The 22246-nt window shown below is 66.1% G+C and carries 24 protein-coding genes and 1 pseudogene; 15 read left to right on the top strand and 10 right to left on the bottom strand.

Translation table 11 applies throughout. The annotated features are described in order from the left end of the window. Nucleotides 1–31 precede the first annotated feature (31 nt). Genes sixA through E4487_RS05500 form a run of 3 tightly spaced genes read right to left on the bottom strand, consistent with a single transcriptional unit; the run spans nt 32 to nt 1888 of the window. Entirely contained in the window at nt 32–490 is a 459-nt protein-coding gene (gene sixA / locus E4487_RS05510) for a phosphohistidine phosphatase SixA (RefSeq protein ID WP_150609465.1), read from the bottom strand. Next, a complete protein-coding gene (locus E4487_RS05505; protein WP_037051991.1) occupies nt 487–834 on the bottom strand; it encodes a DUF4389 domain-containing protein in 348 nt (115 codons plus the stop codon). Before E4487_RS05505 ends, sixA begins: the two co-directional genes overlap by 4 nt. A 31-nt stretch (nt 835–865) precedes the next feature. Then, nucleotides 866–1888 carry an NAD(P)H-dependent glycerol-3-phosphate dehydrogenase gene (locus E4487_RS05500; RefSeq protein WP_134675915.1) on the bottom strand — a complete coding sequence of 341 codons (1023 nt, stop codon included), beginning with the start codon at nt 1886–1888 and terminating at the stop codon, nt 866–868. Between the two features lie 312 nt (nt 1889–2200). Here E4487_RS05500 and E4487_RS05495 point away from each other — a divergent pair, with 312 nt between their 5' ends. From E4487_RS05495 to fabB, 3 genes are all read left to right on the top strand, one after another. Next, nucleotides 2201–4075: an ATP-binding protein gene (locus E4487_RS05495; RefSeq protein ID WP_244976514.1), complete on the top strand. Its 1875-nt coding sequence runs from the start codon at nt 2201–2203 to the stop codon at nt 4073–4075. 213 nt (nt 4076–4288) lie between these two features. Beyond that, complete coding sequence (gene fabA, locus E4487_RS05490; RefSeq protein ID WP_037051983.1) at nt 4289–4804, top strand: 3-hydroxyacyl-[acyl-carrier-protein] dehydratase FabA; 516 nt, start codon at nt 4289–4291, stop codon at nt 4802–4804. A gap of 11 nt (nt 4805–4815) precedes the next feature. Next, a complete protein-coding gene (fabB, locus tag E4487_RS05485; RefSeq protein ID WP_037051981.1) occupies nt 4816–6036 on the top strand; it encodes a beta-ketoacyl-ACP synthase I in 1221 nt (406 codons plus the stop codon). Nucleotides 6037–6097: 61 nt separating this feature from the next. Here fabB and E4487_RS05480 read toward each other — a convergent pair whose 3' ends face one another. The 5 genes from E4487_RS05480 to E4487_RS05460 form a co-directional block, all read right to left on the bottom strand. Next, the gene (locus E4487_RS05480; protein WP_134675916.1) at nt 6098–7723 is read right to left on the bottom strand and encodes a methyl-accepting chemotaxis protein; all 1626 of its coding nucleotides are present in this window, start codon (nt 7721–7723) and stop codon (nt 6098–6100) included. A 131-nt stretch (nt 7724–7854) separates the two neighbouring features. After that, complete coding sequence (locus tag E4487_RS05475) at nt 7855–8205, bottom strand: hypothetical protein (protein WP_175252871.1); 351 nt, start codon at nt 8203–8205, stop codon at nt 7855–7857. A gap of 1 nt (nt 8206) precedes the next feature. Next, a complete protein-coding gene (locus E4487_RS05470; RefSeq protein WP_175252870.1) occupies nt 8207–8884 on the bottom strand; it encodes a tyrosine-protein phosphatase in 678 nt (225 codons plus the stop codon). Beyond that, nucleotides 8881–9606, bottom strand: coding sequence for a phosphatase PAP2 family protein (locus E4487_RS05465; RefSeq protein WP_150609457.1), 726 nt, complete (start codon nt 9604–9606; stop codon nt 8881–8883). Before E4487_RS05465 ends, E4487_RS05470 begins: the two co-directional genes overlap by 4 nt. A gap of 19 nt (nt 9607–9625) precedes the next feature. Next, the gene (locus tag E4487_RS05460; RefSeq protein WP_175252869.1) at nt 9626–11584 is read right to left on the bottom strand and encodes an LTA synthase family protein; all 1959 of its coding nucleotides are present in this window, start codon (nt 11582–11584) and stop codon (nt 9626–9628) included. 103 nt (nt 11585–11687) lie between these two features. Between E4487_RS05460 and E4487_RS05455 the strand changes: the two genes are divergently transcribed. The 5 genes from E4487_RS05455 to E4487_RS05435 all read left to right on the top strand — a co-directional run bounded on the left by E4487_RS05455 (nt 11688) and on the right by E4487_RS05435 (nt 15489). After that, nucleotides 11688–12371, top strand: coding sequence for a response regulator transcription factor (locus E4487_RS05455; protein WP_047586466.1), 684 nt, complete (start codon nt 11688–11690; stop codon nt 12369–12371). Beyond that, entirely contained in the window at nt 12361–13629 is a 1269-nt protein-coding gene (locus E4487_RS05450) for a HAMP domain-containing sensor histidine kinase (RefSeq protein ID WP_175252868.1), read from the top strand. The genes E4487_RS05455 and E4487_RS05450 overlap by 11 nt, the downstream gene beginning before the upstream one ends. Nucleotides 13630–13710: 81 nt before the next feature. Further along, nucleotides 13711–14400 (top strand): class I SAM-dependent methyltransferase, encoded by a 690-nt coding sequence (locus E4487_RS05445; protein WP_037051954.1) that lies wholly within the window; start codon nt 13711–13713, stop codon nt 14398–14400. A gap of 1 nt (nt 14401) precedes the next feature. Continuing rightward, the gene (locus E4487_RS05440; RefSeq protein WP_175252867.1) at nt 14402–15106 is read left to right on the top strand and encodes a lipopolysaccharide kinase InaA family protein; all 705 of its coding nucleotides are present in this window, start codon (nt 14402–14404) and stop codon (nt 15104–15106) included. Next, the gene (locus E4487_RS05435) at nt 15103–15489 is read left to right on the top strand and encodes a diacylglycerol kinase (RefSeq protein ID WP_175252866.1); all 387 of its coding nucleotides are present in this window, start codon (nt 15103–15105) and stop codon (nt 15487–15489) included. The genes E4487_RS05440 and E4487_RS05435 overlap by 4 nt, the downstream gene beginning before the upstream one ends. Here E4487_RS05435 and E4487_RS05430 read toward each other — a convergent pair whose 3' ends face one another. Together E4487_RS05430 and E4487_RS05425 are read right to left on the bottom strand one after the other, a co-directional pair. Beyond that, nucleotides 15490–15954 carry a DUF3859 domain-containing protein gene (locus E4487_RS05430; protein WP_037051948.1) on the bottom strand — a complete coding sequence of 155 codons (465 nt, stop codon included), beginning with the start codon at nt 15952–15954 and terminating at the stop codon, nt 15490–15492. 65 nt (nt 15955–16019) lie between these two features. Beyond that, entirely contained in the window at nt 16020–17030 is a 1011-nt protein-coding gene (locus E4487_RS05425; protein WP_047586474.1) for an amidohydrolase family protein, read from the bottom strand. 730 nt (nt 17031–17760) lie between these two features. Here E4487_RS05425 and E4487_RS24805 point away from each other — a divergent pair. From E4487_RS24805 to E4487_RS05395, 7 genes and pseudogenes are all read left to right on the top strand, one after another. Further along, nucleotides 17761–18102: pseudogene (locus E4487_RS24805) on the top strand (methyl-accepting chemotaxis protein); the annotation flags it as partial. Between the two features lie 423 nt (nt 18103–18525). Next, complete coding sequence (locus E4487_RS24800; protein ID WP_371923278.1) at nt 18526–18666, top strand: PDC sensor domain-containing protein; 141 nt, start codon at nt 18526–18528, stop codon at nt 18664–18666. A gap of 63 nt (nt 18667–18729) precedes the next feature. After that, complete coding sequence (locus E4487_RS05415) at nt 18730–19131, top strand: OsmC family protein (RefSeq protein WP_037051940.1); 402 nt, start codon at nt 18730–18732, stop codon at nt 19129–19131. Next, nucleotides 19128–19988 (top strand): pirin family protein, encoded by an 861-nt coding sequence (locus E4487_RS05410; RefSeq protein ID WP_134675923.1) that lies wholly within the window; start codon nt 19128–19130, stop codon nt 19986–19988. Before E4487_RS05415 ends, E4487_RS05410 begins: the two co-directional genes overlap by 4 nt. Before the next feature lie 59 nt (nt 19989–20047). Further along, the gene (locus tag E4487_RS05405; protein ID WP_175252864.1) at nt 20048–20854 is read left to right on the top strand and encodes a hypothetical protein; all 807 of its coding nucleotides are present in this window, start codon (nt 20048–20050) and stop codon (nt 20852–20854) included. Nucleotides 20855–20952: 98 nt separating this feature from the next. Next, entirely contained in the window at nt 20953–21501 is a 549-nt protein-coding gene (locus E4487_RS05400; RefSeq protein ID WP_134675925.1) for a sigma-70 family RNA polymerase sigma factor, read from the top strand. Next, complete coding sequence (locus E4487_RS05395; protein WP_175252863.1) at nt 21498–22211, top strand: anti-sigma factor domain-containing protein; 714 nt, start codon at nt 21498–21500, stop codon at nt 22209–22211. Before E4487_RS05400 ends, E4487_RS05395 begins: the two co-directional genes overlap by 4 nt. The last annotated feature ends 35 nt before the right edge of the window (nt 22212–22246 follow it).

The raw sequence follows: 22246 nt of genomic DNA, 5'->3' as shown, positions 1-22246 counted from the left end.
AGGGCTCGCGTCAGTCCGCAGCCCTGGCAGATCAGTGCGGATGGATCAGCGCGAGCAGCTCCATCAGCCCCGCAGCCGGGATGTCGCCTTCCAGCTCGGCCAGGCTCGCAGTACGCATCGGCAATGGATCCTGGCGGTGCCCATGCACCAGCAGGCCACCCAGCGCACCGATCAGGGGCTGGTGACTGACCAGCAGCACCTCGGCTCGCTCGCGCTCGTCGAGGTACTTCAGCACGTCACGCGGGTCGCTGTCGGGCGTCAGCCAGGGCACGGTGTTCACCTTGCCAGCGAAGCCGAGCGTCTCGCGCACCAGCTCGGCCGTCTGCTGAGCGCGCACGTAAGGGCTGGCGACGATGGCTGTCAGTGGCCGGCCAGCGAGCTGGGCGGCCGCCTGCAGCACTTCGTTGCGGCCATGGGCGGTCAGCTCGCGCGCGGCATCGCTCGCGGCCCGAGGCTCGGCCTCGCCATGTCGCAACAGCCACAGCCTCACAGCTTGGGCTCCTCGTCGCGCACCGGATGCGCAGCGGGTGGAATGCTGTGTGCGGCCTCGCCTTCCGGCGCCCGCGGCGTCGGCCAGTCGGCGAACGGCCAGGGCTTCTCGTCGCTGTTGAAGGTGCCGAAGCGACCGATCTGCGCCAGGTACTGGCTCAGGCTGTCGCCAAAGCCCAGCAGGCTGGCGTTCGGTGCGCCGTAGAACAGGCGATAGCCGAGTTGCAGCAGCACCACGGCGCCGAGCAGCAGCTCGGCCAGTTGCCAGACGATGACGAAGATCACCATCCACAGAATGCGCAACAGAATCGACTCGCGCTCAAGCTCCTGTTTTTCATCGCTCATGCTTCAACTCTCCTTGATTGACTTAGCGCTGCTAGAAACCTGCGGTGGGAATGAAGTCGACGTCGGTCTTGGGTTCACCGGCCATCAACAGTTCGATCACCTGAGCCAGCGTACGCCCCTCGAAGAGGATGGCATGCAGGCCCGCGACCAGCGGCATGTAGACGTCGAGTTCCTCGGCACGCGCCTTGAGGACCTTGAGCGTGTTGACCCCTTCGGCCACCTCGCCCAGGCGCTCCACCGCCTCCTGCAGGCTGAGGCCCTCGCCGAGGGCGAAGCCGACCTGATAGTTACGGCTTTTCGGTGACGAGCAGGTGACGATGAGATCGCCGACCCCTGCCAGCCCCAGGAAGGTCATGGGGTTGGCGCCGAGCTTGACGGCAAAGCGGGTCATCTCGGCCAGGGCACGGGTGATCAACATGCTCTTGGTGTTCTCGCCCATGCCCAGCGCGGCGGCCATGCCGGACATGATGGCGTAGACGTTCTTCAGCGCACCGCCCAGCTCGACACCGAAGCGATCGGCGCTGGCGTAGACCCGGAAGGTCCGGCCATGCAGCGCCTGCTGCACGCACAGGCACAGCGCTTCGTCTTCGCTGGCGATCACCGTGGCGGTCAGTGCGTGGTCGGCGACTTCCTTGGCCAGGTTCGGGCCGGACAGCACGCCGATACGCGCCTGCGGGGCGATCTCTTCGAGAATCTGGCTCATCAGCTTGAAGCTCTTGGCCTCAATGCCCTTGGTGGTGCTGATCAGCATCTTGTTCGCCAACTGCCCGGCCACGGGCTGCAGGGCGTCGCGCAATGCGCTCGACGGCAACGCCACCAGCACCAGCTCGGCCTGCTGCAGCACGCCGGCCAGATCGCTGGTCGGCTCGATCCCGGGGTGCAGCTTCACGCCCTTCAGGTAGCGCGGGTTCTCGCCACTCTGGCGCATCTGCTCGGCCTGTTCAGGGTCACGCATCCACTGCAGGACACGCTGGCCGTTCTCTGCCAGCAGATTGGCCAGGGCGGTACCGAAGCTGCCGCCACCCAGGACGGCAATGGGTTGGAGCTCTGTCATATGTCTTCCGAATGAGGCCATGGGTGATGGCGGTCTGCGCTCATTATACGGAGCCGAGAGTACCCGGCCAGGGCAAAAGTTCAGCACGGACGGGCAGATAGGTGGCACAAACGCGAATTACCGCAGAGTGCGCGCGCCTGCCACTGGTAAAGCCCGGCAGCTGCGTTAACATGCCGGATCGACGTCAGTTGCCAAGGACAATTCGTGCCAACAGGCAAGCCTTTGCCCGAGCCCTGCCCGCCACGCTCAGACGCGGCAGCGCCACATCCAACCAGGGACGGTAGGGCCTCGAGGCAACGCCGTGGCTGGAACATTCATACCCGCACGCAACTGATCAGCGTTGGCCCGGCGCTGCTGCTGACCCTGTTGCTGACGGGTTTTCTCACGTTCACGCGCCTGCAGGACCTGCGCCAGGAGCAGGGCCACACCGGCCAGCTGATCGCCAACCAGCTGGCGCCAGCCACCGAGTACGGTGTGCTCAACGGCGACCTGAGCATCCTGGAAAACCTCCTGCGCGCCACCCTGAGCACGCCCGACGTGCGCTTCGCCGAAGTCCGTGATCGCGACGACAACATCCTGGTGTACGTCGAACGCGCCAAGGAACAGGGGCAGAGCACCCCGCAGGTGGAAGTCTTCCAGGCCGCGATTCGCCTGCACGCCTCGCAGACCCGCGAACAGCTGCCGCTGGGCAAGGTGCTTGGCAACGGTTACCTGGGGCGCGTGGTGATCGGCATGTCCAACGACACCTTCAATGCCCGCCAACAGGAAATCCTGCTCAAGGCCGGCGTGCTCTCGCTGGTCGCCCTGCTGCTGACCTTCCTCCTCGCCAGGCGCCTGGCCAGACGCCTGGCCCAGCCGCTCAGCGCCATGGGTCAGGCGCTGGAGCGCATCCAGAGCGGCGACTACCGACCGGCGCTGGTCGAACGCGGCAACGACGAACTGACCGACCTGGCCCGCCACATCAACAACCTCGCCTGTGCGCTGGAACAGAGCGGCCAGGAACAGCAGCAGGCGATTGCCGAGCTGATCCAGGCACGCGAGGAATCCGAACAGGCCAACCGCGCCAAGTCGGACTTCCTGGCGATGATGAGCCACGAGCTGCGCACCCCCATGAATGGTGTGCTGGGCATGCTGCAACTGCTCGAGACCACCAGCCTCAGCGACGAACAGGCCGAGTACGCGGCGCTGGCCACCGAATCGACCGAGCACCTGCTCAAGGTGATCAACGACATCCTCGACTTCTCCCGCATCGAGCGTGGCGCGCTGGAGCTGGAGGCCATTCCCTTCAACCTGCTGGAGTTGCTGCAGAGCTCGATCCAGGTGTTCCAGCACAGCGCCCAGCAGCGCGGCCTGCAGCTGCTGCTGGAGAAGCAGGCCGGCCTGGAGCAGCTGGAAGTGCGCGGCGACCCGACACGCATCCGGCAGATTCTGGTCAACCTCATCGGCAACGCGCTGAAGTTCACCGAAGAAGGCCACATCCGCGTCGAGACCCACTGGCAGCCGCTGGATGAGCAGGTGCTGTGGTTCACCTGCGCCGTCCACGACAGCGGCATCGGCATCGACAGCGAACGCCTGGAACACATGTTCGACGCCTTCCAGCAGGCCGACACCTCGATTTCCCGACGCTACGGCGGCACCGGCCTCGGCCTGCCGATCGCCAGGACCCTGGCCGAGCGCATGGGCGGCACCCTGCGGGCAGACAGCCAGCTGGGCAGCGGCTCGGTGTTCACCCTGGAAATCCCGCTGCCTTTCCGCACCTACAGCGAACGGCCGCATGACCATGAGAACCTGCCCCTCGGCCAGGACGCAGGCGATGGCCAGGCCGTGCTGCTGGTGGAGGACAACCCGGTCAACCAGACGGTGATCGAGGCCATGCTGCGCAGCCTCGGCTATCAGGTCAGCCTGGTCGGAGACGGCCAGCAGGCGGTGCAGAGCTGCACGCAGAACGACTATGCGGCGATCCTGATGGACTGCCGCCTGCCCGTCATGGACGGCTACGAAGCGACCCGACAGATCCGCCTGCTGCAACAAGGCCAGGATGTGCCGATCATCGCCCTGACCGCCAATGCCCTGCAGGGCGACCGCGAAGCTTGCCTGGCGGCCGGGATGAACGATTACCTGGCAAAGCCGTTCAAACGTGCGGATCTGCAGCGCATTCTGCAGCGCTGGCTACCGGTGCGACCTTAGGCCAGTAGCCCTGATGACGAACACGGGTTACAAGGAGAAATTGCAGGGTCTGTGACATTGCGCGGCCAGCGGAGTACAACTGTACTCACTGCGCTGTGACTTTCACCACAACGCAACAGTCTATGACTAGGCTGCCGGCATATGCCCACCGGGCGTGGCCGGCCAGGACGATTCGCCCAGCCTTAGAAGCGTGGGGACAATTGAGGAGCTCGCATGACAAAACAAAACGCCTACACCCGGGAAGACCTGCTCGCCTGCAGCCGCGGCGAACTGTTCGGCCCGGGGAACGCGCAACTGCCCGCCCCCAACATGCTGATGATCGATCGCATCGCTCACATCAGCGAAACCGGCGGCAAGTACGGTAAAGGCGAAATCGTCGCTGAGCTCGATATCAACCCGGACCTGTGGTTCTTCGGCTGCCACTTCGAGGGCGACCCGGTCATGCCCGGTTGCCTGGGCCTCGACGCCATGTGGCAGCTGGTCGGCTTCTACCTCGGCTGGCAGGGCAACCCCGGCCGCGGCCGTGCCCTGGGCAGTGGCGAAGTGAAATTCTTCGGCCAGGTACTGCCGACCGCCAAGAAGGTCACCTACAACATTCATATCAAGCGCACCATCAGCCGCTCGCTGATCCTCGGCATCGCCGACGGCAGCGTCAGCGTCGATGGTCGCGAGATCTACAGTGCCGAAGGCCTGCGTGTCGGCCTGTTCACCTCCACTGACAGTTTCTGAAGGACTTGCACATGCGTCGTGTCGTGATTACCGGTCTGGGCATCGTTTCCTGCCTGGGCAGTGACAAAGCAAGCGTGGCCAGCAGCCTGCGCGAGGGTAAATCGGGTATCCGTTTCAACCCTGCCTACGCCGAAATGGGCCTGCGCAGCCATGTCTCCGGCTCGGTCAACCTGAACCTGGAAGAGCTGATCGATCGCAAGATCATGCGCTTCATGGGGGATGCCGCCGCATTCGCCTACCTGTCCATGGAACAGGCGATCAAGGACTCCGGCCTGACTCCCGAGCAGGTTTCCAACCCACGTACCGGCCTGATCGCCGGTTCCGGCGGTGCTTCCACCTTCAACCAGATGGAAGCCCTGGACACCCTGCGCGAGAAAGGCGTCAAGCGCATCGGCCCATACCGCGTCACCCGCACCATGGGCAGCACCGTTTCCGCCTGCCTGGCCACGCCGTTCCAGATCAAGGGCGTGAACTTCTCCATCTCCTCGGCCTGCGCCACCAGCGCGCACTGCATCGGCCAGGCCATGGAACAGATCCAGCTGGGCAAGCAGGACGTGGTATTCGCCGGCGGCGGTGAAGAGGAGCACTGGAGCCAGAGCTGCCTGTTCGACGCCATGGGCGCCCTCTCCACCCAGTACAACGAGACCCCGGAAAAGGCCTCGCGCGCCTACGACGCCAAGCGTGACGGTTTCGTCATCGCCGGCGGTGGCGGCATGGTGGTGGTCGAGGAACTGGAGCACGCTCTGGCCCGTGGTGCGAAGATCTACGCCGAAATCGTCGGCTACGGCGCCACCAGCGACGGTTACGACATGGTCGCCCCGAGCGGTGAAGGCGCCGTGCGCTGCATGCAGCAGGCACTGTCCACCGTCGACACGCCGATCGACTACCTCAACACCCACGGCACCTCGACGCCGGTCGGTGACGTCGCGGAAATCCGTGGTGTACGTGAAGTGTTCGGCGACAAGGCACCGAAGATCAGCTCGACCAAGAGCCTCTCCGGCCACTCGCTGGGCGCCGCCGGCGTACAGGAAGCGATCTACTGCCTGCTGATGATGGAGAACAACTTCATCGCCGGCTCGGCCAACATCGAAGAACTCGACCCGGAAGTCGCCGACCTGCCGATCCTCTGCAAGACCGAGGAAAACGCCAAGGTCGACACCGTGATGAGCAACAGCTTCGGTTTCGGCGGCACCAACGCCACCCTGGTGCTCAAGCGCTGGAACGGCAAGTGATCGCCACCCGGCTGTAAGCAGAACGGCGCCCCAGGGCGCCGTTTTCTTTTGCCGGCTGCGCTCAGACCTTGAAGCGCGCCACCAGGCCGTTGAGGTCCACCGCCAGGCGCGACAGCTCCTGGCTGGCCGCGCTGGTCTGGTCGGCGCCGGCCGAGGTCTGCATCGACAGATCGCGGATATTGACCAGGTTGCGGTCGACCTCACGCGCCACCTGCGCCTGCTCCTCGGAGGCGCTGGCGATGACCAGGTTGCGCTCGTTGATCGAGGCGATCGCCTGGGTGATCTGTTCCAGCGCCACCCCGGCAGCCTGTGCGACCTCCAGCGTCGAGCGCGCACGCCCGTTGCTGCCCTGCATGGAGGTGACGGCACGCTCGCTGCCGTCCTGGATGCCACCGATCATCTGCTCGATCTCCTGGGTCGACTGCTGGGTGCGGTGCGCCAGCGCCCTCACCTCGTCGGCGACCACGGCAAAACCGCGCCCGGCTTCCCCGGCACGAGCAGCTTCGATGGCGGCGTTGAGCGCCAGCAGGTTGGTCTGCTCGGCAATGGAGCGGATCACGTCGAGGACCTTGCTGATCTCGCGTACACGTTCGGCCAGTTGCTCCACCTCGGCCGCCGTGCTGCCGACGTCGTCGCTGAGCTGGCTGATCGAGTCGACGGTCTGGCGCACCTGTTCGCGCCCCTGCTGCGCGGTGACGTTCGACTCGCGCGAGGCCTCCGAGGTGCTGACCGCATTGCGCGCCACCTCCTCCACGGCGGCGGTCATCTCGTTCACCGCGGTAGCGGCCTGCTCGATTTCGGTGTTCTGCTGATGCAGGCCGCGGGTCGCATCCTCGGTCACCGCATGCAGCTCCTCGGAGGCCGAGGCCAGCTGGTTGGAGGAATCGGCGATGCCCTGGATGGTGCTGCGCAGGCTCTGCTGCATGCTGCGCAGCGCCAGCAGCAGGCGCGCCGGTTCATCCTTGCCCTCGGCCTCGATGTTCTGGGTCAGATCGCCCGAGGCCACGACTTCCGCCACCTGCACCGCCTCGCTCAGCGGCGCGACGATGCTGCGAGTCAGCAGCATGGCCAGCGCGACGGTGATCAGCGCCGCCACCAGCATCATCACGATGCCCCAGACACGTGCCGACTCGAACACCGCGATCGATTGCGTGGCGGCATCGGCGGCGCCACTGCGATTGAGCGCGGCGAGCGCCGTCAGCGCCCGGGAGATGTCATCGGCATGCTGATTGATCGTACCGCTCATGACCCCCTTGGCCTGCTCGAAATCGTCCTGGCGGACGAATGCGGTGATCTTTTCCTGCTCGCCCAGGTAGCCCGTCTTCGCCTGCTTGAAGCGGTCGTAGAGCGCGCGCTCCTCATCGCTGGAGATCAGCTTCTCGTAGTTGGCTTCGGCCTGGCCGAGCTTGGCCCGCAGCTCCTCGACGGTACGCAGGCTGGCCTGTACCGTCGCCGCATCCTGGCTGACCAGCATGCGCAGGGTGAGTGCGCGCAGACGCTGAGAGTCCTGGCTCAACTCCCCCAGCGCCATGACACTGGGCAGCCAGTTGCTGTCGACCGCAGCGGACTGCTTGCGCATTTCGGACATCTGCAGCAGGGAGAACATCCCGAGCAGGATCACCAGCAACGCCACCAGACCGAAGCCCAGGGCTGCTCTAGGTGCAATGGACAGATTACGCAGCGACATGTGGCGAAACTCCTTTTACGCACGGAAATCGAGACCTCCGCCGCATGATCCGGCGGGGGACCTGGGGAAACCGAAGCCACTCCCTGCGTAACTATCGGCACGGCGCGCCAACGCTTGATAGCGAACCTGCGCTAACGGCGCAGCGCGCTGGCCATCGCCTGATCGACCTGGTGACGCCACTCCCGGTCACTGCGCTGCTGATCCCGCGCCCAGCGCCAGTCATCGGCATGTTGCACCTGCTCGCACTGGCGAAAACCGTCATCCCAGCCCTGCGCATACAGCAGCTCCCGCTGATAGCGTAGCGGGGCTTTGTCGAACCCGCCCAGCGGGCCGCCCGTCGCTCGTCCGGAGCTGCAACCGGCCTCGAAGCCGTCCACGTAGGTCGGCGGATAATCGGCCGCGAGCAACTGCTCGCGCAGGCTGGCGCAGCCGCCCAGCAGCGCCAGCGTCAGGATGCCGCCGAGCAGGCGCGATGCGCCCACCTCACACGCCCTCGACCAGCGACGTCAGCTTCGCCTTGAGCGCGCAGAGTGCCCAGGGGCTGGTGCTGCAGGCACCGCTTTCGAGAGCGATGCGCAGCGCGCCGACATCGGCCCCGCGGATATAGCGTTCGGCATCGACCATGCGGTCCTCGCCACCGAAGCCTGCGCCGGCCATCTCCGCCAGCGCCTGCTCCTTGCTCCAGCCCTGGTAGATCACCCGGTACATGGCGGCGATCAGTCCCGTGCGGTTCTGCCCGTGCTTGCAGTGGATCAGCACGGCCCCGCGACTTTCGCCCTCGCGAATGCTGCGCAGCGCGGCGATCACATCACTGTCGTCGACACGGTCGGTATGCATCGGCAGGTGCACCTGGGTGACCTGCGGATCGCGCAGCCATTCAGCGTCGCTGTGCTGGTAGAAATTGACCACCGTGGTCACGCCCAGCCGTTGCAGGGCCGGCCAGTCAGTGGCCTTCGGCAAGGCGCTGCGGTACAGCCCCGGCCCCATGCGGTACAGGTTCAGGCGCGGCTCCAGAGATTGCGCCCAGCCCGCCGGGTGAGCCGGCTCGAGTGGCAGCGCGCTGCTGGCGCCCCAGGCCATGCTCAGTGGCAGCGCCAGCAGAGCGCCGAGGAACACCAGTGCGGCAAGACCCAGTCGAGCCAGTTGCAGATAACCTGTCATTGAAGCTGCCCTCCCATCACCAATCGAGCATCCGCGGAGTGAACGGCCGGCGCGCGGTAGAGCACGAGCCGGTAGGTGACCAGGCAGATGACCCAGTCAATCAGCAAGGTCCAGACGTTGTGCGAGAGGAAATGCGCGCCTTGCAGCATGCGTCCGAGCGAGAACAGCGAACCCAGGCCCAGCGCCACGGCCAGGGCAACGCGGGCGGCCCGTGGGCGGCGATCACGCAGGACGAAGAACAGCGCCAGCAGCGAGAAGCCTGCCGAGGCATGCCCGCCCGGCCAGCAGCGCCCGGGCTTGGCCGTGGGGGCCCGCTCGGCGAGCAACGGGGTGAACTGCTCCTGGCCGCCGAACTCGCTGAGGCTCCAGGGGCAATGCATGCCGGTCAGGGCCTTCAGCGGTGTTACCACCGCGGTCGACAGGCCCAGCGCCAGCACCAGATAGCCCAGCGGCCGGCGCCATGCGCGCAGCCTCGTCGGCAACAGGCTGAGGACGAAGCCGACGATCGCCAGCACACCGACGACGATCACGGCCTGCTTGGCGCGGTCATGCAGAATGTCCTCCAGCCAGAAGCTGTGGCGCCCGATGAAGCCCTGCCCCGGTTCGTAGAACAGGTTGGCCAGGGCGAAGTCCAGCGGGGCCGGGTCGATCAGCAGCAAGGCCGCCATCAGGGCCAGGGGGATGCCCAGGGCCAGGCGAAAGTCCAGATAACGCGAAGTCATTGAGGTCTCCTCGGCGGCACTAGCGCTGGCTGACATGCTGCGCATCGCCGCTGTCGGCCTGCCAGGCGATCAGGCGCTTCTGGTAGGCATGGCTGGCCCCCTGGTAGTAGGCGATGTCACGGCGCAACAAGGGATCGGTGGTGTCGACACGCGCCTCGTGGCTGAGCCCCAGGGCGTCTTCGTGGCGACGCATGCCCTGCTGCGGACTGAGGATGGCCAGGTCATGCCCGTCGAACAGCCCCAGGTGCTGGTAGTTGCCCAGCAGGGCGCGGCCCGGCGCATGGTCCTCGCGCAGCACGTTGCGGCCGAAGAAGGTGGACACGTAGTCGAGGTTGAGCAGGCCCATCAGCGTCGGCGCCACGTCGATCTGACTGACGACGTCGGTGTACTCGGCCGGCTTAACGTGCTTGGGCGAATAGACGAACAGCGGGATGTGGTAGTTGGCCACCGGCAGGTCCTCGCGCCCGGCGCTGCCGGCCGTGTGGTCGGCGACGAAGACGAACAGGGTGTCGTCGAACCAGGGCTTGCTCCGTGCCTCGGCCAGGAACTGGCCGATGGCGTAGTCGGTGTACTTCACCGCGCCTTCGCGCCCCTCCCCCGACTTGATGTCGATACGCCCATCGGGATAGGTGTAGGGACGATGGTTGGAGGTGGTCATCAGCTGCAGGAAGAAACGCTTGCCACTGGCATGATCGGCATCGGCCACCTTCATGGCCTGGCGATAGAGATCCTCGTCAGCCATGCCCCAGGCGTTCTGGAAGCTCATGTCGGCGTCGGCGACGCTGCTCTGGTCGACGATGCGGTAGCCGTTGCCGCCGAAGAAGGCGTTCATGTTGTCGAAGTAGCCGCGCCCGCCATAGACGAACACGCTGTCGTAGCCCTTGGCGCCCAGTTGCTGGCCCAGGCTGGCGTAACCGGATTCGCGGCCGATGCGCTTGACGATCGACCGCCCCGGGGTCGGCGGAATCGACAGGGTGATCGCCTCCAGGCCGCGATCGGTGCGGGTGCCGGTGGCATACAGGTTGGTGAACACCAGGCTGTGCTTGCGCAGCTCGTCGAGGTTCGGCGTCAGCCCGCGAGTGTCGCCGAAGCTCCCCAGGTACTTGGCGCTGAGGCTTTCGATGGTCACCAGCACCACGTTCAGTGGCTTGGCCTTGCCGGGGTTGTCGATGACCCGGCGGATGTCTTCCGGGTCGCGACCGATGAAGCGTGCATTGGGTTCGCTGACTTCTTCGCGCAGCAGCCCCGCCACCGCACCGTCCGGCAAGGTGGCGTAGAACTGCCGGTAGTCCAGCTCGTTGTTGCGGAAAGCGGCGAAGAACTGATATGGGCCGTTGCTCGCCAGCTCACGCTGATAGGTGTTGCCGCCCAGGCCGCGCGGTGCGTCCTGGCCGACCAGGCCACTGCACAGGCCGACCAGCAGGGCCAGCATCAGCACGCCATAGAGCGACCGGCTGAACGGCAGGCGCGGAGCCTGCAACGCGGCGTGCAGGGTACGACGCAGGGCGAAGGTCAGGCCGATGGCCACGACCGCCAGGAGCGACAGCAGCGGATAGATCGGGTAGGACTCGAGGATGTTGTTCACCACCTCCTTGGAGTACACCAGGTAGTCGACGGCGATGAAGTTGAAGCGCACCCCGAACTCGTCCCAGAACAGCCACTCCGCCACGGCGGTGAAGAACATCACGAACAGGCTGACCGCGACCACGCCGACCAGCATGCGCTGGTGCCAGCGCCGGCGCCACAGCCAGGCCGGGCACAGCAGCAGGTACAGGGTCATGGGGATGGCGGCGTAGACCAGGAAGCTCAGGTCATAGACCAGGCCGACGCCGTACAGCCCGAACAGGTCCGTCAGGGACACGCTGGCGTCGCCCAGGTGGCTGAGCAGCAGCACGCTGCGCGTCAGGAAGAAGACCGCCAGCCAGGCCAGCAGAATGATCGACAGATAACGAAGTTGCGCGTAATGGAGCCGAGGCATCGTATGATCCTTGTGGGATGAACGAGCCGAAGTCTGCTCAGTGCGCCGTGAGCCGTTCGTCAAAGCCGTGTGAAAAATTCGTCAAACCCGGGACTATTCGCCGATGCGCATTCTGGTCATCGAAGACAACCGCGACATCCTCGCCAACGTGCTGGACTACCTGCAGCTCAAGGGTTTCAGCGTCGACTGCGCCCAGGACGGCCTCAGCGGCCTGCACCTGGCCAGCACCGGGCATTACGACCTGATCGTGCTGGACATCATGCTGCCGGGCATCGATGGCTACCAGGTGTGCAAGCGCCTGCGCGAGGACGGCCGCAACGAGGTGCCGATCCTCATGCTCACCGCCCGCGATGCGCTGGACGACCGCCTGCAGGGCCTCAACGCCGGAGCCGACGACTACCTGATCAAGCCGTTCGCCCTCTCCGAACTGGTGGCCCGCATCGAGGCCATCCTGCGGCGCAGTCAGGGCACCCGCAAACGCCAGCTGCAGATCGCCGACCTGCTCTACGACCTCGACACCCTGCACGTCAGCCGCGCCGGCCAGCCGCTCAAGCTCAACCCACTGGGGCTGAAGCTGCTGGCCATCCTCATGCAGCGCAGCCCGGCGGTGGTGCGCCGCGAAGCGCTGGAGGAAGCCCTGTGGGGCGACGACTGCCCCGACAGCGACAGCCTGCGCAGCCACGTCCACCAGTTGCGCCAGGTGCTCGACAAGCCCTTCCCGAGCCCCTTGCTGCACACCATCCACGGCGTGGGTTACCGCCTGGCGGAGAACGAGCATGCTGGCTAAGCAGCCTTTCGAACGGCGCATCCTGATCGCCTTCGTGCTGATGACCGTGATGGTCAGCGGCCTGTTCTCGCTGAGCATCGTCGCCGTGGTGCACTTCATCGAGGAGCACCTGGTCTCACAGGAGATGAGCCGCGAACTCGGCGAAACGCTGAACGAGGACATCCACCACGGGCGCCCGCCGCGCCTCGACTCGAGCACCCGCTTTTTCTCCTCGAGCAACCCCGACTACGCCATCCCGGCCGAGTACGACGGCCTGGCGGAAGGCTTCAACGAGGTCGTCAGCGGCAACGAAGCGCTCTATGTCTACGTGCAGGAGATCAACGGCCAGACCTACATGCTGGTGCAGGAACAAGAGGAATTCGAAGCCCGCGAAAATGCCCTGTTCAACGTCGTGCTGGCGGGTTTCCTGCTCACCGTGGTCGCCGCCTGGGGCCTGGGCCTGATCACCGCGCGCAAGGTGATGGCTCCCGTCACCCGCCTGGCGCAGCAGGTGCGCCATCGCGACCAGCTGCATCCACTGGCTCCGCCCCTCGCCCCGGACTATCCGGATGACGAGATCGGTCAGTTGGCCGCCGCCTTCGACAGCACGCTGGGCCAGGTGCGCCAGTCGCTGGAGCGCGAACGCCTGTTCACCAGCGACGTCAGTCACGAACTGCGCACGCCGCTGATGGTCATCGCCACCTCGTGCGAACTGCTCGCCGAGGCGCCCCTGGCGCCGCGCGAGAAGGAGCAGCTGGCACGCATCACGCGGGCGACCGAGGAGATGCGCGAGCTGGTACAGACCTTCCTCGAACTGGCGCGCGACAAGTCCAACGAGGCGGTGCTCATGGGCACCCGTCCGCTGGCCACCATCGCTCAGGAGCAGGCCAGTCGCTGGGGCGCACTGATGAAGGAGAAAGGCCTGGACTTCCAGCTGATCGAAGAAGGCCAGGACGACGGCCGCTACAACACCACCTTCCTCGCCACGGTGATGGCCAACCTGCTGCGCAACGCCCTGCACTACACCGAACGCGGTAGCGTGCGCCTGATCCTGGAACGCGGCGCCTTTCGCATCGAGGACAGTGGCGCGGGCATTCCAGCCGAGCAGCACGAGCGCATCTTCCAGCCGTTCGTCCGTGGCGCCCAGGCGCGCGGTGAAGGGCTCGGCCTGGGGCTGTCGCTGGTCAAGCGCATCTGCGCCAAGCAGGGCTGGAGCGTCAGCCTGCAGAGCGAACCGGGCGATACCCGCTTCCGCGTGGCCCTGAACAGCGAGGCTTGACGTTTTTTTCACATCTCTTTGACATTGCCTTGATGCCGCGACGCCTAGGGTGACGAACGTATCCATCAGCGGACGTTCGTCATGCCCAAGCCAAGCCCCATCGAGCTGGAATTCTCCCGCAAGTACGATCTCGACCACGCCCAGCACTACCTGCACAAGCATCGCGACGGCCTGGCCCGTCGCCTGTCGCACTGGCGCGACGTACAGGTGGCACGCCATGCCCTGAAGCTGGCCGATGAACCCAATCTGGTACTCGACCTGCCCTGCGGCGCCGGGCGATTCTGGCCGATGCTCTGCGAGCAGCCCAACCGGGTGATCCTCGCGGCGGACAACTCTGCCGACATGATCGCCACCGCGCGTGCCGCGCAGCCGCCCGAGGTGGTGGCCCGGATCAACAGCTTCCGCACCTCGGCCTTCGATATCGACCTGGGCGCCAACGCCGTGGATTGCATCTTCTGCATCCGCCTGCTGCACCACATCGAGTCCGCCGAGCACCGCGTCGCCGTGCTGCGCGAGTTTCACCGGGTCAGCCGTGACAGCGTGATCGTCTCGCTTTGGGTCGATGGCAACTACAAGGCCTGGAAGCGTCGCCGCCTGGAAGAACGCCGGGCGGCCGAGGGCCGTGCCACGCAGAACCAGAATCGTTTCGTCGTGCCGCGCGCAGTGATCGAAGGCGAATTCCGCCAGGCTGGCTTCGAGATCATCGGCCACCTGGACTTCCTGCCGGGCTATGCCATGTGGCGCACCTACGTGCTGCGCAAGGAGGCCTGAGATGGGCATCCTCACCGAGAAGGCCATCGGCGCCCTGCCCGCCACCGAATTCGATCGCTGGTGGCACAGCCCCGGCGAGTGGGTCGAGCCGGCCAATCAGCGCCGTGGTGGCGAAAGCGGCGTGCTGCTCCTGCAGAGCCGGGACAACGCCCGGCCGCCGCTGTACTGCAAGCGCCAGAACGGCCACATCCATCGGTCACTGCGCCATCCCCTCGGGCGCCCGACCATCCTGCGCGAGCTGCAGGCCTACCGGGCCCTCGCCCGCCTCGGCATCCGCACGCCCAACATCGTCTACTGCGCGGCACGCCGTCAGGCCGGAGACTGGCAGGCGCTGCTGGTCACCGAAGCCCTGCAGGGTTTCATCAGCCTGGAGCAGTGGTATGCCCAGCAGATGCCCACCGCGCTGACCCGGGAGATGCTGCGCCAACTGGCCCTGACCCTGGCCCGCATGCACCTGGGCGGCTGGCAGCATGGCTGCTGCTACGCCAAGCACATCTTCGTCAAGGTACGCGGCGCCGACGATGTCGATATCGCCCTGCTGGACCTGGAAAAGGGGCGCCGCCGCTGGCGCGTCGCCAGTGCTTCCCGGCACGACCTCGGCCAACTGCAACGCCACCGTGGCGACATGCCTGACGGCGACGTGCAGTACCTGCAGCAGGCTTACCAGCACGCGCTCAACAACCCCTGGGGAGTGCTGCAGCCATGAGTGGAGCCCCCGACCTCGACGCCCTGTCGTTCAAGGGCCGCAGCGGCCTGACGCGGATCCTCAACGCCACCGGTTACTCGCTGGCCGGCCTGCGCGCGGCCTATCGGGGCGAAGCCGCGTTCCGCCAGCTGGTGTGGCTGAACCTGGTGTTGCTGCCGCTGGCCTGCCTGCTGGATGTCAGCCGCGTCGAACGCGTCCTGCTGATGCTGACGCCGCTGCTGGCACTGGTGGTGGAGCTGCTCAATTCGGCGATCGAAGCGGTGGTCGACCGCATTTCGCTGAACCTGCATCCACTGTCGAAGCAGGCCAAGGACATGGGCAGCGCCGCGCAGTTGCTGGCGCTGCTGATCATTGCCCTGACCTGGGCGCTGATCCTGCTCTGATCAGCGGACCTGGAAGCGCTGCTCGGCCAGCTTGCGATCGCCCTGATAGACGATGAAATGCCACTCGCCGGGCACCACCTCGTGGTGTTCGGTGAACTCGAACGCCATCACGTCCTGCGGCGCCCCGACCACCAGCTTCTGCTGCACTTCGAACTTGTCGTGACGCTGACCATCCGGGGTGACCACGCCAGGCGTCAGGTACAGCAGGGTCAGCGGCAGATCACCCTCGCGCTTGCCGGCCAGGCTGTAGCGCATGCCGAACTTGGTGCCGAGCCTGGCGGGAATCTCCTCGGTACGCTCGATATCCTGATTGCTGCGCGTCAGCACTCGCTCTCCAGGCTGGAAATCCTTGTACTGGCTGCTGAAAACGCCGTACTCGACCGGACCTTCCACACGCACATCGGCCTGGACCAGGCCGGAGCAGGCCAACAGGCCGGCAATCAGAGTCATTCGGGTGTGATGCATGACGCGCTCCTCGTTGAAATGAGCGCGAGCCTATGACGCCCGAATGACAGGTTGATGACAACGGATCAGGGGTCGAGCTCGGCCTGCACCCTGCGCGGCAGCACCGAGAGGAAATTGTCGCGCGCGACCTTGTGCGCCACGTCCTCGGGAAGCGCGTCGAGAAAGGGGTCGAAGCCCGTCATGTAGTCACCCAGGCTGTCGAAGCGCCCCACCACGTCCGAGCCGATCATGAAACGCTCAGGGTAGCTGCTGACCAGGTGGACCCAGTCCGGGTCCGGCTTGCCGTCCGCATCCAGCAGATACGGGCGCAGCATGGTCCAGGACAGGTCGATGTACAGATTGGGGTACTGGCCGAGCATGCGTTCCAGGGTGTCGAGGAGAAAGTCCAGCTTCTGCTGGTGACGGTGAATTTCCGCGCTGGTGCCGGCATGCGCCCAGATGAAGCGCACATGCGGATGATTGCGCAGCGGTGCCTCGATCTCCTCCAGGTACAGCGGCTCCCGCTCGCGCTTGGAGGTGACGTTGGAGTGCAGCATCACCGGCAGGTCGTACTCCGCCGCCAGGTGAAACACGCGGGCCAGGGCTTCGTTGTCGGCGCGCGGGGCACTGCCGTGAATCAGTGCGGTCAGGTCGTCATGCCGGGTGAACACCTCGCCGATGCCCTGCCACAACCCCGGGTCCAGTTCGAGCATGCGGCGGATATGCGCATCCGCGTTCTTGTCGTTGGGATTGAAGCCGGAGAGAAAGGGATGGAAGCGCTTGCGCTGCTCGGCCGGCAGGCGCTTGTAGGCGGCGGCGATGAACACGTCGGTGGCGCTGTACCAATAGGCGTTAGCATCGTCACCGGCGTAGTAGCGCGGACGCTTGGGCTCGTCCTCGTCCCATTTCTTGGCAACCGGGATACCGGAAAACATCACATGCTCGACATTGTTCTCGGCCATCTTCTCCAGCAAGGCATCCATGCCGGCGCTTTCCTGGAAGAAGTCGACATAGTGCAGGTGAGCATCGCTGTAACGGTAATCGCGCGCCTCGGCGCTGCAGGCAATCGCGGCACTGAGCGCGACTATCCATGACATCTTTCGGCGTATGAGCACGTCGAGTCCTCCTGACGGTACGAGCACCATAGACCCGCGGCAGGTGGGGCAAGTTCGCCGGCCCCTTACCGTTCGCCGCACCCCGCTGGAGCGGCCGGCACGACCGGCGCACCAGATTCGCTCGCCGCCACCCGGCACCGCCCGCAGTCAGGGCCATGCGGGCGGTGCAGGATGATGGCACCTGGCTTGCAGTGCGTCGGGTAGACCTCAGAGGGGAACCATCATGCTGCAGTTGCTGCGCAAGCCCGCCCGCAAAGCCAGGGACGAGGCCGCACTGGATGCCTTGTTTCAACAACACGATCTCACCATCCGGTTGCCGGACCACTATCAGTGGATGACGCGCCTCAACGATTTCAGCGCCGGTCTCCAGCAGCGCATCCGTGCCAGCCTGGGCGCCGCCGTCGGCATCGCCGCGCATGCCCCGCAACTGGCCCGCATCGCCGCAGCCAACCAGCAGAGCGGCCAGACCCTGGCGCAATCGTCGGAGCTGATCGCCAGCGCCAGCGAACAGGTCACCACCACCCTCGACGCGGAACTGGTGCCGGGTGCCGGCGCGGTCGCGCGCCTGTCGGCGGAGGTGTCCGCGACCCTGCACCAGTGTCAGGAAAGCGGCCAGGCCGTGCTGCGCCAGGTCGAGGTGATCGACGCCAGCGAGGCGCAGCTGGCCCAGGTCATCCAGCACCTGGCCGGGCAGCTCGACGAGGTGAGCAAGGTCATCGGCGTGATCGCCAGCATTTCCCAGCAGACCAACCTGCTGGCACTCAATGCCGCGATCGAGGCCGCGCGGGCTGGTGAGCATGGCCGAGGCTTCGCCGTGGTCGCAGAAGAGGTTCGACGCCTGGCGGGCCACACCACCGACGCCACCGGCCAGGTCAGCGACATCATCGAGCGCTTCCGTGAAGGCATGCAGCAGCTCGGCGATGCCGGGCAGCACATGAACCAGGCGGTGGCCGACGGTCGCGCCGGCATCCTCGCCGTCAGCGACGGCCTGGGCAGCACCCGCCAGGCCATGGACCGGCTGGATGCCCAGGTCGGCCAGATCGCCGCAGGCACCGAGCAGATCGGCCAGGCGGTACGTTCGATCAACGGCGACGTGCAGAACATCGCCCAGGTCGCGGGTGAGCTGCTGGGCAAGGCCGGTCAGGTACTGCACCACAGCAAGGCGGTGCGTGAGGATGGCGACCGCCTGCTCGCCGGCCTGGGTGACTTCCGCCTGGAAATCCACAGCGCGGTACGTGCCAGCGTCGAACAGCTGGCCAGGCAAGCGGCGCTGTCAGGGGATGTGGCGGCTGCCGAACGCCTGCTCGGCGAAACCCTGGCACGCGATGCACGCTTCGAACTCTTCTACCTGGTCGACAGTCGCGGCGTGCAGATCTCCGAGAACGTCTTCGCCGCCGACATCGCACAGGGCAGCGCGGCCAGTTGCCGGGGCCGGGACTGGAGCCAGCGGCCCTGGTTCCGTGCCGTGGCCGAGCAGATGCGCAGCCACATCACCCAGGTCTATCGCTCGTCGGCGACCGACGACTTCTGCTTCACCGTGTCGGTACCCATCGTCGATGCGCAGGGCCGCCTGCTGCGTGTGCTGGGCGCCGATGTGCGGCTGTCGGCACTGGTGTGATCCTGCTGCACTGGGCTAGGCTGGCGGACATTGCCATCCAGCCTCGCATCCTAAGGAAGAGCCATGATCCGCATCCATCACCGCAAGGGCCTGCAACAGGCGATCGAAATCGGCTCGCACCAGCTCCTCGGGGACGTCGCGCCCGAACTCGGCGGAGAAGGTGCCGGCCCCGACCCGCATGACCTGTTCGACGCCTCGCTCGGTACCTGCAAGGCCATGACCCTGCTGCTCTATGCGCGCCAGCGTGGCCTGCCGCTGGAAGGTATCGACGTCAACGTCGAGCGTGACGACAGCGAGGAGCGCGAAGGCAACTACCGCCTGGTCGTCGAGCTGGCGCTCAGGGGGCCGCTGGACGATGCCCAGCGCCAGCAGCTGCTGCGCGTCGCCGACAAGTGCCCGATCCACAAGCTGATGACCAGCACCGACATCCAGGTCGAGACCCGTCTGGCGGGAGCATTGGCATGAGCGAACTGCAGCTGATCCGCCCACGTGCCGAGGACATTTCCGGCCAGCCGATCCTGCGCCCCCTGCCCTCGGCACGCTTTCGCAGCATCGGCCCATTCGTCTTCTTCGATCACATGCTGGAACAGGCGTATCCCGCTGGCAGTGGCATGAACATCGCCCAGCATCCGCACATCGGCCTGTCCACCCTCACCTACCTGTTCGAGGGCCAGCTGCAGCACAAGGACAGTCTCGGCTCCGATCAGTTGGTCGAGCCCGGCGACGTCAGCTGGATGACTGCCGGCGATGCGGTCGCCCACGTGGAGCGCACCCCGCAGGCGCAGCTCGGGCAGAACAAGCGCCTGCACGGGCTGCAGGTGTGGCTGGCATTGCCGGAGGCCGAGGAACGCTGCGCACCCAGCTACAGTCACCACCCTGCGTCCTCCCTGCCATGCAGCGACGCGCTTGGCGTACGCATCACCCTGATCGCCGGCAAGGGCTTCTGCCTCGAATCCCCTGTCGCGGTTCGCTCACCGACCCTCTACGCCGAGCTGCGCCTGGCCGCCGGCGCCAACCTGGTGATTCCGGCCGAGTACAGCGAGCGCGCCCTGTACCTGATCGACGGCGACGCCGAACTGGATGGCGAAGCGCTGCCGACCCGTGCCATGGCCGTCATCCCTGCCGGAGAAACCCCACTGCTCGGGGCCTGTGGCGAATGCCACCTGGCCCTGATCGGCGGCGAGCCCATCGGCCCACGCCGGATGAACTGGAACTTCGTCGCCAGCAGCGCGGAACTGATCGACCAGGCCCGCCAACGCTGGGCGGCCGGCGACTGGCCGCAGGTACCTGGCGAAACCGCGCGCATCGAACTGCCGCGCTGAAAACACCCATTCACCGGCAGGCAGCAGCGGCTGCCTGCCGACCCGCAAAGGATTGCCGCATGCCCCGACTCCACTCATTGGCCTGGCTGCTGTTCCTGCCCGCCTGTGCCCTGGCCGAGCTGCCTCGCTTCGAACCGCAAAACGGGTTGCAGGCCCAGGTACTGCAACAGGGCGACGGCTACGTTCTGCAGCAGCCCGACGGCAGCCGTATCGAACTGAGCATTCCCGAGGGTAACGAGGTGGACGCCGCGCCCGGCTTCGAGGTCGACGACTACGACTTCGACGGTCATCCCGACCTGGCCATACGCGTGCCCGTGGGCATGGTCAACTCGAGCTACCACCTCTACCTCTATCGCCCCGACCGGCAGGGTTTCGAACGCCTGCACATGCCCGAGGCCCTGCTGGACCGCGCCAACTGCGGCGAGCTGTCGGAGCTGCAGGCCAAGCCGGCCGAACGCGCCCTGTACAGCCAATGCCGCAGCGGCCCGCGCTGGTATTACGACGCCTACCGGTTCGATGCCTCCGGCACGCCCTGGCTGTACAAGACGCTGCAGATGCGTCACCACGACCCGGACGCGCCAGTGTTCTTCCACGTATTCGAAAGGACCCTCGACCCGTACGGCAAGGTCATCGCCAGCCGCGCCCTCGACGACGGTGATCAGCCCGTGAGCTGGACCGTCCCCAGCCCACGCCTGTATCTGCATGCGCGACCGGACGCCAGCAGCCGGAGCAAGGCCTACCTGATCGCCGGTGACGTCTGCGAGGTGCTGGACCAGCAAGGCGACTGGCTGATGATCCGCTACCTCTCGCGCAAGGGCCCGCTGGAGCGCTGGGTCTCGCTCGACGAGGCCTACAGCCGCCCCTGAGGCGGCCTTGCACAGATTTTTTATTGCCTGGCGATGATCCAGTCGTCGTGCTGGCGGGTATAAGCTGCATGAGGATTTCTCAGGCCGACGGACACCCCATGGCTGCGCGCGAATTCGACTATGAAAGTACCCTGGAAGCCTGTGCCCGCCGAGACGAGCGCGCCTTCCAGGCCCTCTACCGCCAGGAAGCCGGGCAACTGCTGGGGCTGGCCATCAGCATGCTCGGCCGTCGTGACGTCGCCGAAGACTGCCTGCACGACGCCTTCGTGCGCATCTGGCAGCACGCCGCACGCTACCGGCGAGAGCTGGGCAGCGGTCGTGCCTGGGTGCACAGCATTCTGCGCTACCGGGTGCTGAACGCGCTGCGCAGCGGCACCCGCCACGTCGAGATGGACGACGGCTTCATCGAGCGTGTACTGGACGATGCCCCCCAGGCCGAAGCACAGGCACTGGAACGCTCCGAGCGACGCCTGCTGCGCCATTGCCTGCAGCGCCTGGAACGGCCACGCCGTCAGCCTATTCTGCTGGCCTTCTATCGCGGCCTGACGCACGAACAGATCGCCCAGCGCCTGAGCACCCCTCTTGGCACCATCAAAGGCCGTATCCGCGCCGGCCTGCGCGCGCTGCAGGAGTGTTTGCAAGCATGATTCCGCATGATCCCGAAGAACGCCGCGCCTTGATCGGCGAATACCTGCTCGGTCTGCTCGACGCGTCTGACGCCGCCGAGATACACCAACTGCTGGAAGAGGATCAGGACGCCGCCCGCATGGCCCTGGAGTGGGAGCGGCATTTCCTCGAACTGAGCGACCAGCTGCCGCCCCAGCAGCCCTCCCCGGCACTCTGGACGCGCATCAGGCACAGCCTGGGGACGACAGACACGCCGCGCAGCGGTCTCGCGGCCAGCTGGTGGAACAGCCTGCTGACCTGGCGCCTCACCACTGCGGCTCTGGCCATGGCCCTGCTGGTCGCCATCCTGCTGCCGCTGCTGCAGGCTCCGCAGGTCGAAGGTGAACGCTATACCGTCGTCCTGCAACAGCCAGGGCAAGCGGCTCAGCCCGGCTGGGTGATCCAGGTCGGCGGCGACGGCACGCTGCAACTCGAACCGCTGGTCGCCGATCGCATTCCCGAAGGCCGCACGTTGCAGTTCTGGACGCTGCAGGACCCGGCTGACGGCCCAAGATCGCTGGGGCTGGTCGAGGCTGGCCAGCCACTGCATCTGCCCGCCGAACGGATAGGCGCGGTACAGGCCGGGCAACTGTTCGAGCTCACCCTGGAACCCGCAGGCGGCTCACCCTACAACCGCCCGAGCGGACCGGTGCAATACATCGGCCGTGCCGTGCTGGCCAGCGCCAACTGATGGATCGCCGGCCCTGCGGCCGGCGATTTCACCCT

This window comes from Pseudomonas sp. BMW13 (assembly GCF_013357275.1).
In the GTDB taxonomy this organism is placed as follows: domain Bacteria; phylum Pseudomonadota; class Gammaproteobacteria; order Pseudomonadales; family Pseudomonadaceae; genus Aquipseudomonas; species Aquipseudomonas khazarica.
The sequence above is the reverse complement of the archived record's forward strand: the minus strand, read 5'-3'. Positions and strand labels throughout refer to the sequence as shown.